Origin of the sequence: Eikenella sp. NML070372 (assembly GCF_001648415.1) — a bacterium.
Taxonomy (GTDB): Bacteria; Pseudomonadota; Gammaproteobacteria; order Burkholderiales; family Neisseriaceae; genus Eikenella; species Eikenella exigua.
In genome coordinates this window covers 830,983-845,233 of record NZ_LXSN01000004.1, presented here as the reverse complement: position 1 = coordinate 845,233, position 14,251 = coordinate 830,983, and the positions used below count along the sequence as shown (strand labels likewise).

General features: G+C 56.1%; 10 protein-coding genes. 2 read left to right on the top strand and 8 right to left on the bottom strand.

Annotation, left to right across the window (positions count from 1 at the left end; all coding sequences use genetic code 11):
• Positions 1-688 precede the first annotated feature (688 nt).
• The 4 genes from A7P97_RS05865 to A7P97_RS05850 all read right to left on the bottom strand — a co-directional run bounded on the left by A7P97_RS05865 (position 689) and on the right by A7P97_RS05850 (position 3,608).
• Positions 689-1,285, bottom strand: a complete 597-nt coding sequence (locus A7P97_RS05865; protein ID WP_067531006.1) for a TIGR00730 family Rossman fold protein — start codon at positions 1,283-1,285, stop codon at positions 689-691.
• Positions 1,286-1,653: 368 nt separating this feature from the next.
• A complete protein-coding gene (lipA, locus tag A7P97_RS05860; RefSeq protein WP_067530765.1) occupies positions 1,654-2,652 on the bottom strand; it encodes a lipoyl synthase in 999 nt (332 codons plus the stop codon).
• A gap of 60 nt (positions 2,653-2,712) precedes the next feature.
• The gene (gene lipB / locus A7P97_RS05855; RefSeq protein ID WP_067438637.1) at positions 2,713-3,336 is read right to left on the bottom strand and encodes a lipoyl(octanoyl) transferase LipB; all 624 of its coding nucleotides are present in this window, start codon (positions 3,334-3,336) and stop codon (positions 2,713-2,715) included.
• A complete protein-coding gene (locus tag A7P97_RS05850; RefSeq protein WP_067438640.1) occupies positions 3,336-3,608 on the bottom strand; it encodes a YbeD family protein in 273 nt (90 codons plus the stop codon). The genes lipB and A7P97_RS05850 overlap by 1 nt, the downstream gene beginning before the upstream one ends.
• 312 nt (positions 3,609-3,920) lie before the next feature.
• On the opposite strand from A7P97_RS05850, the gene msrAB reads away from it, so the two are divergent.
• Complete coding sequence (gene msrAB / locus A7P97_RS05845; RefSeq protein WP_231863690.1) at positions 3,921-5,522, top strand: bifunctional peptide-methionine (S)-S-oxide reductase MsrA/peptide-methionine (R)-S-oxide reductase MsrB; 1,602 nt, start codon at positions 3,921-3,923, stop codon at positions 5,520-5,522.
• A 113-nt stretch (positions 5,523-5,635) separates the two neighbouring features.
• Here the strand turns inward: msrAB and A7P97_RS05840 are convergent, their stop codons facing one another.
• The 4 genes from A7P97_RS05840 to A7P97_RS05825 all read right to left on the bottom strand — a co-directional run bounded on the left by A7P97_RS05840 (position 5,636) and on the right by A7P97_RS05825 (position 10,072).
• Complete coding sequence (locus A7P97_RS05840; protein WP_067530764.1) at positions 5,636-6,820, bottom strand: sugar transporter; 1,185 nt, start codon at positions 6,818-6,820, stop codon at positions 5,636-5,638.
• Positions 6,821-6,848: 28 nt separating this feature from the next.
• The gene (imm45, locus tag A7P97_RS05835; protein ID WP_067530763.1) at positions 6,849-7,178 is read right to left on the bottom strand and encodes an Imm45 family immunity protein; all 330 of its coding nucleotides are present in this window, start codon (positions 7,176-7,178) and stop codon (positions 6,849-6,851) included.
• 103 nt (positions 7,179-7,281) lie between these two features.
• Entirely contained in the window at positions 7,282-8,637 is a 1,356-nt protein-coding gene (gene yegQ / locus A7P97_RS05830; protein WP_067530762.1) for a tRNA 5-hydroxyuridine modification protein YegQ, read from the bottom strand.
• A 184-nt stretch (positions 8,638-8,821) separates the two neighbouring features.
• Complete coding sequence (locus A7P97_RS05825; protein WP_067530761.1) at positions 8,822-10,072, bottom strand: NAD(P)/FAD-dependent oxidoreductase; 1,251 nt, start codon at positions 10,070-10,072, stop codon at positions 8,822-8,824.
• Between the two features lie 448 nt (positions 10,073-10,520).
• Between A7P97_RS05825 and recB the strand changes: the two genes are divergently transcribed.
• Complete coding sequence (gene recB, locus A7P97_RS05820) at positions 10,521-14,249, top strand: exodeoxyribonuclease V subunit beta (RefSeq protein ID WP_067530760.1); 3,729 nt, start codon at positions 10,521-10,523, stop codon at positions 14,247-14,249.
• Positions 14,250-14,251: the final 2 nt, after the last annotated feature.

Genomic DNA, 14,251 nt, shown 5'->3' with positions numbered 1-14,251 from the left:
AAACAGCTGCTTTGCTAGCCGGATAAACCCGGCTTTTTGCTGCTGCTGCTGCTGTGCCAGAATAGCACAGCAGCAGCGGCAACTTGTGTTTTGCCGTTTCGAACACAACGACAAAAATAAACCTGCATACGGTATATGCAGGCAAGAGGGATAGTGCGTTAATGATATCCTGAGACAAGCTGTCTGGCGGCGGGTAGAATATCTGTCTTACAGTTAAATACTGCTAAGGAAATTTAACAGTTGCTTTAGCTGTTGCGTTCAAGTGGGCAAATGCTAAAACCATTTGCATCCTTGCATGCATATAGAGCCAGTTGATTTTAAAGAGCAATATCTTAATAATTTGACTGAATTGGCAATTTATTTAGAATGCCTATCTATTTATTGATACATCATATCATAAAATATTGTGATATGGATTGACTTTAGTCAGAAAATTTTAGAGTAAACATACTAACTAAAAGGGGTTGGCAGGAAGGTGCTGGCAGCAAGGGTTGAGTGTGAATTTGCGTAAATGGAAATGGTGGGTATTGAGGTATTTAATCGTTGGGAAAAATAAGTTTCCCGCAAATATATTAGGAGGGGGTATATGTAGAGCACATTTTCCTACAGGGCGGCAAGCCACAGACAATACAGGAGTACGGTAAGGTGAGTTAACGCAATTAGGATATGAAGTGCTTTGGCCATATTTTCAGGTAGCCTCTGCCTGCTGCCAAGCGGGGCATTGCCATTTGGATGCATCTTGGAAGCGGTAGGCAGCCATTTTATCCAGCAGGGCAGAGATGCCACTGTCCACACATACTAGGCCGGTATTGGCGGTGGGCATGAAACCTTGGTTGGCGGTGTGCTGCAACAGGGTGGTAATGGGATCGAAAAAGCCGTTGATATTGAGCAGGCCGATGGGTTTGCTGTGCAGCTTGAGTTGGGCGGCAGAGAGTACTTCAAACAGCTCTTCGTATGTACCCAGCCCGCCGGGCAGGGCGATGAAGGCATCGGCCTGCTCAATCATTTTGGTGCGCCGCTCGGCCATGTTGTCGGTGATGATGAGCTCGGTGAGGCGTCCGTGCGCCATTTCTTCGTGGCGCAGGAAGGTGGGGATGATGCCGGTTACTTTGCCGCCGGCAGCCAAGGCGGCAGAAGCCACTTCGCCCATCAGGCCGATGCCGCCACCACCGTACACCAGCCGGCTGCCGCGTTCGGCAATAGCACGCCCCAGCTCGCGGGCGGCTTGGCTGTAGCTCGGGTCTTCGCCTAGGTTGGAGCCGCAATAGACGACGATGTTGTTCATAGCATTCATATTTATTCTTTCAGGTAGCCCGAGGCCTTGGCTAAATACTGCTCGCGGTATATTTCTTGATTGCATGTACACGCCTTAAACTGCATCTATATTCGGCAGCTTGGTGCAGGCCTTATCCTCTTGGAGGGTAGTGGTTTCGGCAATTAGCCGGTAAAGGTGAAAGAGTGAATTATAGCGAAATAGGAATTTTTGCGCACAAGCCGGAAGGTAGGACGGGCAAAGGCTCCCTGAAAATGCTACAACAGCTTTTCAGGTAGCCTTTGGCTTTAGTGGGACTGATGTTTTCAGGTAGCCTGAAACTTGTATGGTGCAAAAAAACAGGCTGCCGAAGTAATCGGCAGCCTGTTTGGCGTGTATCGTTAATGCCCGTGGTGGCAGCCGCCACCGCCGGCCGAGGCCATGGCTTCGGCCGCTTGTGCGTCGGCGTGGTAGCTGGAGCGCACCATGGCACCGATAGCAGCGTTGGTAAAACCTATGGCGTAGGCTTCATGTTCGAACTGCTTAAACATTTCGGGGGTAACGTAGCGCAATACGGGCAGGTGGCTGTTGCTGGGCTGCAGGTATTGCCCCACAGTGATCATTTCGATGTTGTTGGCACGCATATCGCGCATGATTTCGCGCACTTCATCGTCGGTTTCGCCCAAACCTACCATGATGCCGGATTTGGTGGGGATGTGCGGCATCATTTCTTTATAGCGGCGCAGCAGCTCGAGCGAATGCTGGTAGTTGGCGCCGGGGCGGGCCTGTTTGTAGAGGCGCGGGTGGGTTTCTAGGTTGTGGTTCATCACATCGGGCGGGGTTTTGGCCAGAATTTCGAGGGCAATATCCATGCGGCCGCGGAAATCGGGTACGAGGATTTCGATTTTAATATTGGGGCTGCGCTCGCGGATGGCAGTGATGCAGTCGGCAAAGTGCTGAGCGCCGCCATCGCGCAAATCGTCACGGTCTACCGAGGTGATAACAACGTAGCGCAAATTCATGGCGGCCACGCTGGAGGCGAGATGTTGCGGCTCTTCGGTATCGAGCGCGTTGGGGCGGCCGTGGCCGACATCGCAGAAGGGGCAGCGGCGAGTGCAGATATCACCCATAATCATGAAGGTGGCGGTGCCGCGGCTGAAGCATTCGCCGATATTGGGGCAGCTGGCTTCTTCGCACACGGTGTGCATTTTCTGATCGCGCAGGATATTTTTGATTTCAAAGAACTTCTTGCCGGTGGGCAGCTGGGCGCGAATCCATTCTGGTTTTTTCAGTTTCTGCTCCAGCGGCACAACCTTAATCGGGATACGGGCAACTTTGGCCGCACCTTTGTGTTTTACGCCGCGGCTGTTGTCTTGTTTGGCGGGGTTTTCTGTGGCCATGGCTTGTTCCTTTGCTGTGTTTTCAATGTGGTGTGTACTTTTCAGGTAGCCGGCGGGTGGTCAGTCGGCCTGTTTTTCAGGTAGCCTCAACTGCTGCTGCAAATGGTTGGTCAGTTTGGCGGCCACGTCGGCCACGGAGGGGACGGGCTGCACCAAGTCGGCGATTTGAGTCATTTCCAGCTCGGCGTAGCCGCAGGGGTTGATTTGGCGGAAGGGGCTTAAGTCCATATTTACGTTTAATGCCAAGCCGTGATACACCGCGCCGCGTTTGATGCGCAGGCCGAGGGAGGCGATTTTTTTGCCTTCCACATACACGCCGGGGCGTTTTGGGTCGGCTGCGGCGAAGATGCCGTATTCAGCCAGGGTGGCGATGATGCTGTTTTCCAAACGGCTTACCAAGTCGCGCACGCTGATTTTGCGGCGTTTGAAGTCGATTAGGGTATATACCACCAGCTGGCCGGGGCCGTGGTAGGTAATTTGGCCGCCACGGTCGATCTGCACCACGGGGATGTTGCTGCGTGCCAAGAGATGCTCGGCTTTGCCGGCCATGCCTTGAGTGAACACGGGCGGATGTTCCACCACCCAAAGCTCGTCTTTCGTGCGCTCGCTGCGGGCATCGGTGAAGGCTTCCATGGCGTGGAAAATCGGGCTGTATTCGGCCAAGCCAAGCTGGATGACTTTCATCACAGCACCACTTTCACCAAGGGGTGTGAGGTGAGTGCTAGGTAAATATTATCGAGCTGCGACTTGCTGTGGGCGTTTATGGTAACGGTTATGCCCTGATAGTTGCCGTGACTACTTTCGCGGTGACGCATATCGTGTTCGGCGGTGTCCGGCGCGTGCAGGCGCACGGTTTCCAATATCTGCACAGCAAATTCGGGATGTTTGGCGCCCATGATTTTGATGGAGAAGCGGCAGGGGAATTCCAGCAGGGTTTCTTGGTTGGTTTCGCTCATGGTGGCCTTTCAAACGGCCGCCGTTCGGAGTGGCGGCGCGGTATAATCAAGGCGGCATTTTACTGGAAAACCGATGGCTTGAACAACACGCCGCGGTGTGGCGGAAATAGGGTTTCAGGTAGCCTTTGGCGCCGGATAAAGGCTACCTGAAAAGATTAAATGCCTGTTTTTTATGTCCGCCTTAAATTAAGAATGATACGGGATTGGTTCGCTACTTTGTTTCATTCCGAAAGGGGAACCGCTATAGTGTGTCAGAAAACCGCTGCCTGTTCCGTCTAAGCTATGTCTTCCACTTTTTCGAAAGCTCAAACTATGCTACGTAAAATATTGCTATTCTTAGCCGCTATCATTCCAGCCGTTCTCATCCTCGGCTTTTTTGCCCCCAAATTCATCGCCCAAGCCAAACCCGGAGCCCATGCCATGCCCAGTAACCCCGCCTTTGCTCAACGCCTCGTTTCCTTGCACACTCCCGGCGGTCAGCCCGTACAAACCCTACTCAAAAGTAACCGCCCCACATTGGTTAAATTCTGGGCCAGCTGGTGCCCCTTGTGTTTGAGCGAGTTACAAACTACTGCCGAATGGCAGCAATCTGCCGAGTTTTCCGGCGAAAACGCCCGTGCCAACCTGATTACCATTGCCTCGCCTGGCTTCCTCGGCGAAAAGCCAGAAGCCGAATTTAAAGAATGGTTTGCTAAGCTAGACTACCCCGGCCTTCAGGTAGCCCTCGACGACGGCAGCCTAGCCAAAGCCGCCGGCGTTGGTGTGTATCCTAGCTGGGTATTACTCTCTGCCGACGGAGAAATCTTGCGCGTGCACAAAGGTAGTTTGCAGCATGAACAAGCCCTCGCCCTACTCGATAACCCTAATGCCGACCTCGCCGCCGTGCCCGTACAGCAGCACTACACCGCCGCCGACGGCAGCCGCCGCACCGCACAGACCAAAACCATCTACCTTGCCGGTGGCTGCTTCTGGGGTGTAGAAGCCTATATGCAGCGCCTGCCTGGCGTGGTGGATGCCGTATCTGGCTACGCTAACGGTCAAACTGCCAACCCCAGCTATGAAGATGTAATCCGCGGCAGCGGCCACGCTGAAACCGTGAAGGTGGATTACGACCCCGAGCGCATCAGCCTGGCAGACCTTCTACGCTACTACTTCCGCGTTATCGACCCCACCTCGCTCAATCAGCAAGGTAACGACCGAGGCCGCCAATACCGCACCGGCATCTACTACACCGACCCTGCCGAAGCTAAGACCGTACGCGCCGCCCTGGCTGCCGAACAGCGTAAACATCGCCGTCCCATCGTAGTGGAAGCCCTGCCCTTGCAACACTTCTATCCTGCCGAGGCCTATCACCAAGACTACCTCGCCAAAAACCCCAACGGCTACTGCCACATCGACATCGGCCTCGCTGACAAGCCGCTTGACCCTGCCGAGGGAAGCAGCCCTGCCCCCGCCAAAGGCTTCAACCCTGCCACCTACCGCAAGCCAGACGACGCCACCCTGCGCCGTACTCTCACCGACGAGCAATACCGCGTTACCCAAAAAGGTGACACTGAACGTGCCTTCAGTCACCAGTATGATGACCTGTTCGAGCCCGGCCTGTATGTTGATATTGTTAGCGGTCAGCCTCTGTTTAGCAGCCGCGACAAATTCAACTCCCACTGTGGCTGGCCCAGCTTCACCCGTCCCATCAGTCCTGATGCCATCACTGAGCACGACGACTACAGCTACCATATGCACCGCACCGAAGTGCGCAGCAGCGCTGCCCACTCCCACCTCGGCCACGTCTTCCCCGACGGCCCAAAAGACCGCGGCGGCCTGCGCTACTGCATCAACGGTGCCAGCCTGCGCTTCATCCCCGAAAACCAAATGCAGCAGCAGGGCTACGGCAGCTACCTGAAAGATTTGCATTAAGTGTGGATAAATGCAGAAAAGGCTACCTGAAGGTTCAGGTAGCCTTTTGTATGGCAGGCAGCCGTTTGGTTGTTTATCTTCAGTTAGCCTCTTAAATACTCAGTGTATCCATCTCAAGCCTGTTTTGTTTTAAAGCCAAGCTGCGTCCACGCAAATACTGCTAGAGCGGCAGCAGCTAGGGCGGTGCCCACCCAGCCTAGCGTACCCAGCCCCCAGTGGCGCGAGATGATGCCGCCCAAGAGCGCGCCGCCGCCGATGCCGATGTTGTAGCTGCCCGAGTAAATCGCATTGGCCACATCGGTGGCATCCGGCGCATAGCGGATCACGTGGGCAACCATACTCAAGCCCAACACCCCGATGCCGATGCCCCAGACCAGCGAGAGTGCAAACATCGCCGCCGTACTGCCGCCTAAAGGCTTAAACAGCAGTAATGACACCAGCAGCAGCACCGCCGAGCCGATCAGGGTGGGGTTGGGGTGTTTCGGATAGAAGCGCGAATACAGCCAGCTCGCCATCATGCCCGACAGGCCGAATACCAGCAGCAGCGCCGTGGCTGTATCTGGCGGCATATGGGTAATTTCCAGCACAAAAGGCTCGATGTAGCTATAGGCTGTGAAATGGGCGCTCACAATCAGCACTGCCATCGCATACATCCCCAATAGGTGAGGGCGTTTGGCTAAGAGTGGCAGACTTTTCAGCGAGCCGGCGTTTTTGCTTTCCAAGTGCGGCAGGATTTTGGCTAAAAGCACCATCACGCCCAAAGCCAGCACGCCGATCAGCGCGAAGGTAAACCGCCAGCCCAGCCACTGCCCCACCAACCGCCCCAGCGGCAAGCCCAATACCGTGGCCATGGAAGTGCCCAGCGACATCCAGCCCAAAGCCTGCTGCCGACTGCCCGCTGGCGCCAGGCGCATCACCAGCGAGGCGGTAATGGCCCAAAACAGCGCGTGGGTAAAGGCAATCAGCACGCGCGAAATCAGGAGCACGGGAAAGCTCCAAGCCACGGCAGACAGCCCATGCCCGGCTACAAACACAGCAAATAACGCAAGCAGCAGCCTGCGCCGCTCTGCATTGGCCACCAGCAGCATCAGCGGCAGCGAAGCCAGCGACACCACCCAGGCATACACGGTAATCATAATGCCTGTATCGGCGGCAGACATATTGAAGCCCTTGCCGATGTCGGTAAGCATGGCGATGGGGATGAATTCAGTGGTGCACACCACAAAGGCGGCCACCGACATGGCGAACACGCGCAGATAGGCCAACAGGATGGGGGCGTGGGGGTGATGTTTGAGCATAGCGTAGATGGCAAGCGAAGTAATGTTTTCAGATAGCCTTTATCGGTTGGGGAACGGGATAATTTTCTATTAGATAAACCTCTTCGGCACGGCAAGTTTCATATATCCATCGATTCCAATTACTTACCACCCATTCCCAGTTGATACCTGACGCGCCAGCCAGCTCGGCTTCTTGCGGCAGTTTCACCAAAACCAATTCGGCCTTATGGCCGGTGGCAACCAGCAAAACAAACCTTCTGTCGCCATCTGGCAGCTCAACCAACATCAAATCAACATATTCCTCATGCGGATAGGAGCCAGGCAGGCGAAGAACCATTCCACGTTTTAAATCACCGTGATAATCAAGCAGTTTTTTCATGATTGAGCCTTATGCCAGTACTGAGCGTTTCTGAAATATAGGCTACCTGAAATGATTGGCAACAGTTTTCAGGTAGCCTTTAAATCCTGATTCGGTAGGCGGGTTAAGAATTCAATATTCTTGCAATCAGCGCCTTATCCTTGCCTACCATATTCGGAATCTGCGCTTGAATGCCGTTGCCGGGAGCCACTTCTGCCGCTTCTCCCCTGCGTTTCATGGCTTGCAGCACGATGGTTTGGTTGCCCTGCGGATGGATGATTTCCAGCGTGTCGCCCACGGCGAAGCGGTTTTTCACTTCTACGGTGGCCCAACCTTCGGCGTCGATTTCGGTAACATGGCCGACGTATTGGCTCTGTTTGGCCACGGAATGGCCGGTGAGGTAGTTTTGGTAGTCTTGCGTTTGGTGGCGCTCAAGGAAGCCGGAGGTGTAGCCGCGGTTGGCGAGGCCTTCCAGTTCGGCCAGCAGGCTGTAGTCGAAGGGGAGGCCGGCTACGGCGTCGTCGATGGCTTTGCGGTAGGCCTGGGTCACGCGGGCGACGTAGTACACGGATTTGGTGCGGCCTTCCACTTTGAGGCTGTCCACGCCGATGCGGGCGAGCTCGGCCACTTGTTCTACGGCACGCAAGTCTTTGGAATTCATGATGTAGGTGCCGTGTTCGTCTTCCATAATAGGCATCATTTCGCCGGGGCGGTTGCTCTCTTCGATGAGGAAGATTTTATTGGCGGCGGGGTGGCGCACTTGGCCGTTGATGCCTTCGAAGGCGGCGTTGGCTTCTTCTTGGGCTTTGTTGAAGTCGAAGCCTTGCAGCAGGCGGGCGTCGCCCATTTCGTCGATTTCGGCGGGGTGGACTTTATAGTCCCAGCGGCAGGAGTTGGTGCAGGTGCCTTGGTTGGGGTCGCGGTGGTTGAAGTAGCCGGAGAGCAGGCAGCGGCCGGAGTAGGCGATGCAGAGTGCGCCGTGCACGAATACTTCGAGCTCGACATCGGGGCACTCTTGGCGGATTTCGGCAATTTCTTCCATGCTCAATTCGCGCGACAAAATAATGCGTTCCACGCCGATGCGCTGCCAGAATTTCACGCCCCAGTAGTTGGTGGTGTTGGCCTGCACAGAGAGGTGGACGGGCATATCGGGCCAGCGTTCGCGGGTAACCATAATCAGGCCGGGGTCGGCCATAATCAGCGCGTCGGGCTTCATGGTAACCAGCGGCTCCATATCGGCCACAAAGGTTTTGAGCTTGCTGTTGTGCGGCAGGGTGTTGACGGCGAGGTAGAACTTTTTACTGCGTGAGTGGGCTTCGGCAATGCCGGCCTGCAATACGTCGAGCTTGGCAAATTCGTTGTTGCGGGCGCGCAGGGAATAGCGCGGGCTGCCGGCATACACGGCATCGGCGCCGTAATCGAAGGCGGTACGCATGCGCTCGGGACCGCCGGCGGGGAGAAGGAGTTCGGGAGATTTCATGATGATAAATATGTAATTGGAATAATAAAGATTTTTGCTTTGCGGAAGATCAGCTTTGGCTACGCCAAGACATTACTTTCAGGTAGCCTCTAAAGATTTTCAGGTAGCCTCTTAAGTAGGCTACCTGAAAAACATCGGCTTCCACAGAAGCAGTAGTCAAACGGATTATAGCGCAAAATAGCGACTAACCGGTTTCTGCTGAGTCGTACTTGGGCGCGGGCTCCCAAATCTGCGAGGTGAAGAGTTGTGCGTCGTGCACATAGGGGTTGTTTTGGTCCCACACGTAGCCGGCAAACACGGCGCTGAGCATGCGGTCGGTTTCCGGTGTGCGTTGGCTGCTGAAAATCATGTCTTGCAGTGTACCGGAATACCAGGCATCCACATAGTGCCGGAACACGTTTACGCCGGACATCAGCGGGCGGGCGAATTCGTTTTGCCAGTTTACCTGCTGACCGTTCAGCTGGCGGGCCACCAAATCGGCGGCGAGTTTGGCCGAGTGGGTGGCGATGGTTACGCCGGAGGAGAATACCGGGTCGAGAAATTCGGCGGCGTTACCCAAAAGGGCGAAGTGGCGACCGTAGAGCGATTTTACACTAGCGGAATAGCCAGGCAGGTAGATGAACGGGAAGTCGTTATCCCATTGCGTGTTTTTCAAAATGCGGCGCAAGATTGGCACTTCCAGGGCGAATTTCTTCAGGATAACGGTGGAACTTTCCAGCCCAAGTTTTTCAGGCAGTCCTACCACACCGATGGAGGAGCGGCCGTTGGAAAAGGGAATCAGCCACAGCCAAATGTCGCGGTGTTCGGGGTGGATGCACACCAGGTTTTTGTTGCGGTCGAAGGCTGGGTCGGTGATGTGATCGTCGATGTGGGTGAAGTGCACGTGGCGTAAGGGCAGGTCGGAGGGGATGTCCCAACTGAGCATGCGCGGCAGTACACGATGGTAGCCGCTGGCGTCCAGCACGAAGCGCGCACCCAGCACATAAGGGTCGCCACCTTCCTGTTGCACCACCAGTTTGGCGAAATCACCGTGGTTGTCGAAGGCCTTTACCGTGGAGCCGAACTGCACAGTTACGCCCTGCTTGATGGCTTCGTCAATCAAGATTTTGTCGAAACGGGTACGCTCTACATTAAATGCAGTAGAAGGGCCGGGGGAGAATTTGTCGGTGAATTTAAAGCTGGTGTTGTGTTCGCCCCAAGATAAGGCAAAGCCGTTTTTATATTGAAAGCCGAAGCCGGCTTGCACGGCGGGCAGGAAGCCGGCCTCATGCAGCAGCTCCATGCAGTGCGGCAGCAGGCTCTCGCCGATAACGAAACGCGGAAAATGCTGCTTTTCCACCACACAAACATTGAATCCCCGCTTGTTCAACAGAGCAGCAGCCACCGCCCCCGAGGGGCCGGCGCCGATGATAACGACGTCGTGATGCTGAATCATGTTTTCCCTTTATTTTTTGCTTCCGCCCGGCTCTGTGGGCAGTGGCAAGATTATTCGTTTGCGGCTGCTTTGTCGGCACACCCCACGCACGGCGGCAAGGCTTAAATGGCTTAGAAATTAGTTTGATTATAAATGAATTAGATAAAAATTGTCTGAAACCAACCGCCGTGAGCAATACGGCACCGCTCCTGCCTGCTAGAGCTGTGTTGCCCAGTAAGCAATAGGCCTATAGGCTACCTGAAAGCAATTAGCCTGCCAAGCCGTATTGGTTTTCAAATTAGCGGATTAACTTCGCTTCCGCTGTGGTGTGAGCCCGCCTTGCTGTGCCTTAGTTGCAGTTGGCGGCTCGCAGCCCGATGTCGGAAACAAATTTAATCCTCTACTGTTCCAAGAAGGCCGTACAATATTGCCCGTTATCCAGGTTACCTGAAACTCCAAGGACCCCGCCATGCAGGATTTCCACGTTGCACAACTGTCGCTGCCGCCGCAGGGCACCCACCTTGTCGAGGCTTCCGCCGGCACGGGTAAAACTTACAATATTGCCGCGCTATTTACCCGCTTGGTGGTGCTCGAAGGCTGGGCGCCGGAAAACATACTGGTGGTTACCTTCACCGATGCTGCCACCGCTGAGCTGAAAAACCGCCTGCGCGCCCGGCTAGGCGAAGCCCTGGCTGCTCTGCAAAGCGGGGAAACGCCGGACGATGAGTTTCTGCAGCGCCTGCTGGCCGAAGCCTTGGCCAAACAAGAGCGCGGCAAACTCATCCTGCAGCTGCAGGCCGCCCTGTCCGGCTTCGACACCGCCGCCATCTACACCATCCACGGCTTCTGCCTGCGCGTGCTGGGCGACTACGCCTTCTTGTGCGGCGTGCCCTTCGAGCTGGAAACCGGCCCCGCCGACACCGCCGCCCGTCTGGTGGCCGCGCAAGATTTCTGGCGCGAACACGTGGCCGAGCATCTGCAAAACGCGCGCATCGCCGCCCGCTTCGGCATCACCCCCGCCTCCGTGCTGGCCGAATTTTCAGGTAGCCTCAAACGTGCCTTTTTGGACTACAGGCTACCTGAAAACCGCCTGCCGCAAATACAGAAAGGCCTCCACGCCGCTTGGCAGAAGCTGCAACGGAATGCAGAGGAAATCGAAGCCGTATACCGCCGCATCAAGCCGCAGCTCAACGGCAATACTTTCAATGTCTCTATCGACACCCTGTTTACCGAGCTCCGGCAAGCCGCACAAGAAGGCTTGGAGCAACCCGTGCTTTCCAAGCCGGACAAGCTGCTGTGTTTTGAAGACAACGCCTTGCGCGGCAAAATCAAGAAAAACCAGCATATTGAAGAAGCCGACATCGCCGCCCTGCAGCCCTTGGCCGTTCTCGGCCGCCGCCTGGCCGAAATCGGCGAAGCCGAGCAGGAAGCCGCCATCCGCCTCAAGCTCGAATGTTTGGGCTACCTGAAAACCCGTTTGGCCGAAGACAAGCGCCGCAGCCCGCGCCGCGACTACGACGACTTGCTGCTCGACGTGCACGCCGCCCTGTCCAACCCCGATAATCCCGAGCAGGCCGAAGCACTCGCCCAAGCCCTGGCTGCCAAATGGCGCGTGGCGCTCATAGACGAATTCCAAGATACCGACCCGTTGCAATACGCCATTTTCCATATTGCCTTTATCCGCCAAGGCGTGCCCGTATTTTTGGTGGGCGACCCCAAGCAGGCCATCTACGGTTTTCGCGGTGCCGATATCCACGCCTACCTCGCCGCCGCAGCCGATACCGCCCCCGAGCAAAGCTACACTCTGCGCACCAACTACCGCAGCCACAGCAATCTGATCAACGGCATCGGCCATCTGTTTGCCGCCCGCGGCCGCCCCTTTGTGCTGCCACAGATTGCCTATCCCAATGTGCAGGCCGCCCGCATTGAGAGCTTGCTCAGCCCCGCGCCTGAAGCCGCCGTGGCCGTGCGCTGGATCAATCCGGCGGGCGAAAGCGAAGGGAAGCTGCCAAATAAAGATGCTTTGCGCGAGCTCTGTGCCGATTATTGCGCCCGCGAAATTGCCGCACGGCTCAATCAGGCGCTTTCAGGTAGCCTTTCCATCGGCGGCAAACACGGCGGCAAAAACATGCCGCTGCATCCGGGACAGGTGGCCGTATTGGTTCGCACCCACAGCGAAGCCGCCCTGGTTGCGCGTGCGCTCAAACGCCGGGGCGTACGCAGCGTATTGCTGCAACGGCAATCTGTGTTCGACACGCCCGAAGCCGAAGCCCTGCACGCCCTGTTGCTGTTTTGGCTGGCACCGCAGCAAACCGAATACCTGCGCTTCGTGCTCGGCGGCATTTTCTATGGCTACACCGCGCAAGACCTGGCCGAATTGAACGGCAACGAAAACCGCCTGGCCGAGTGGATTGCCCTGGCCGAAACCGTCGCCGAAGCCTGGCAGCAGCACGGTATCTACACCGCGCTCACCCGCTTTGCCCGCCAAAGCGGCCTCGAGCAGCACCTTCTGCACACCCGCAATGAACGCAGCTTTACCAACTTCTGGCAGTTGGCCGAAATCTTGGCTCTGGGCGCTGCTGAATGTGCCAGCCCAGTCGCATTGGCGCAATGGTTGGAAATACGGCTGAAAAGTAGTAAGAAAAACAAGAAAAGCAAAGAAAATAAAAATGATAGGGAGGATAAGAGGAATAAAGAATACCAGCTGCGGCTGGAAAGCGATGAAGACTTGGTAAAAATCGTTACCATGCATGCGGCTAAAGGGCTGGAATACCCACTGGTGTTTTGCCCTTTCGTGTGGGATACCAGCCGCGATTTGGTGAAAGACTGGAACATCATCAGCCAAAGCAACGGTCGCAACCTATTGTTGGCCAAAGCCCAGCTGGGCGAAGAAGATGAGCGGCGGCTGTTTGCCGAAGACCTCGGCGAACGCCTACGCCTCTTGTATGTTGCGCTCACCCGCGCCCGCGAGCAGCTCGTGATTTACGCCGCCCCCTGCAGCAACACTCCGGAAAACACCTTCGCCTATCTCTTGGCCGAAACAGGTGAGGACGATTGTCATACCATCCGCAGCCACTGGAACAGCCTTGAAGGCCAAGGCCGAGCCGAAGCCCTACGCCAGGCCTGGCTCAAACGCATCCAAAGCGCCGCGCCCGGCCAGTTGCAATGGTTGGAAGGCGAGCCGCCCGAAGCCAGTTACCGCGCCCGCGACGAACAACAGGGTAGCTACCGCGCCCTCGTGCTGCCCGAGAGGCCGCTGCAATTTATCCGCCACACCAGCTTTACCGGCCTGAGCCGCCAAACCCTGGCGGCCGAAGAGTGGCTACCTGAAAAACTGCTGGCTGATGAGAATCCCGCCGCTGAAACCGAAAGGCTACCTGAAAACGAGCACAGCGAGTTTCTGCGAAGCAAAAGTTCAAGCGACGAGTTGCGGTCTAACGGCCAAAATGTAGTTCAGCCAAACGGGCAGAGCGATTTGTGGTCCAATGAAGCCGAAACCGCCTTACTAGCTTTCCCTGCTGGTACCCAGCCCGGCATCTGCCTGCACAGCATTTTGGAACAAACCGATTTTGTCCACCCCGCCGCCGAACAAGCGGCATCTTATGCCGACATCCTAGATAGACACGGCTTCGAGGCCGAAGCATGGTTGCCGGCGGTGTTGGAAATGGTGGAAGCCGTGCGCTGTGCGCCGTTGGCAGAGAATATGCAGTTGGCCGATATTCCCGCCGATAGCCGCGTGGCGGAAATGGGCTTCGTGCTGCACCTGCACGATTTCGGTTTGAAACGTCTGCGCCGCTGGTTTGCCCGCTCCGACATCGGGCTACCTGAAAACGCCGCCGCCCACCTGCCGCAGCTGGATTTCCACGCCGTAACTGGTTTCCTCAACGGCTTCATCGACCTGATTGCTGCAGGCAAAAACGGCAGGGTGTGCGTTATCGATTACAAATCCAACCACTTGGGTAGCCGTTTGGCCGATTACGGCCAAGCCGCCATGAGCGAAGCGGTGAGCGAACACCATTATTACTTGCAGGCGCTGATTTACGCCGTGGCCACCGCACGCTACCTGAAACAACGCCGAGCCCTGCCCGAATCCATCCATGTGCGCTACCTGTTTGTGCGCGGCTTGAATTCGCATGGACAAGAGGGCTTGTGGTGTTGGGACATCCCCGTTTCTGCCCTGCAAGAATGGCTCGAATAGCT

Excerpts from the sequence above, each read along its gene's own strand:
- A7P97_RS05865 (WP_067531006.1), bottom strand. The coding sequence starts at position 1,285 with ATGAACAACATCGTCGTCTATTGCGGCTCCAACCTAGGCGAAGACCCG.
- lipA (WP_067530765.1), bottom strand. The coding sequence starts at position 2,652 with ATGGCCACAGAAAACCCCGCCAAACAAGACAACAGCCGCGGCGTAAAA.
- lipB (WP_067438637.1), bottom strand. The coding sequence starts at position 3,336 with ATGAAAGTCATCCAGCTTGGCTTGGCCGAATACAGCCCGATTTTCCAC.
- A7P97_RS05850 (WP_067438640.1), bottom strand. The coding sequence starts at position 3,608 with ATGAGCGAAACCAACCAAGAAACCCTGCTGGAATTCCCCTGCCGCTTC.
- msrAB (WP_231863690.1), top strand. The coding sequence starts at position 3,921 with ATGCTACGTAAAATATTGCTATTCTTAGCCGCTATCATTCCAGCCGTT.
- A7P97_RS05840 (WP_067530764.1), bottom strand. The coding sequence starts at position 6,820 with ATGCTCAAACATCACCCCCACGCCCCCATCCTGTTGGCCTATCTGCGC.
- imm45 (WP_067530763.1), bottom strand. The coding sequence starts at position 7,178 with ATGAAAAAACTGCTTGATTATCACGGTGATTTAAAACGTGGAATGGTT.
- yegQ (WP_067530762.1), bottom strand. The coding sequence starts at position 8,637 with ATGAAATCTCCCGAACTCCTTCTCCCCGCCGGCGGTCCCGAGCGCATG.
- A7P97_RS05825 (WP_067530761.1), bottom strand. The coding sequence starts at position 10,072 with ATGATTCAGCATCACGACGTCGTTATCATCGGCGCCGGCCCCTCGGGG.
- recB (WP_067530760.1), top strand. The coding sequence starts at position 10,521 with ATGCAGGATTTCCACGTTGCACAACTGTCGCTGCCGCCGCAGGGCACC.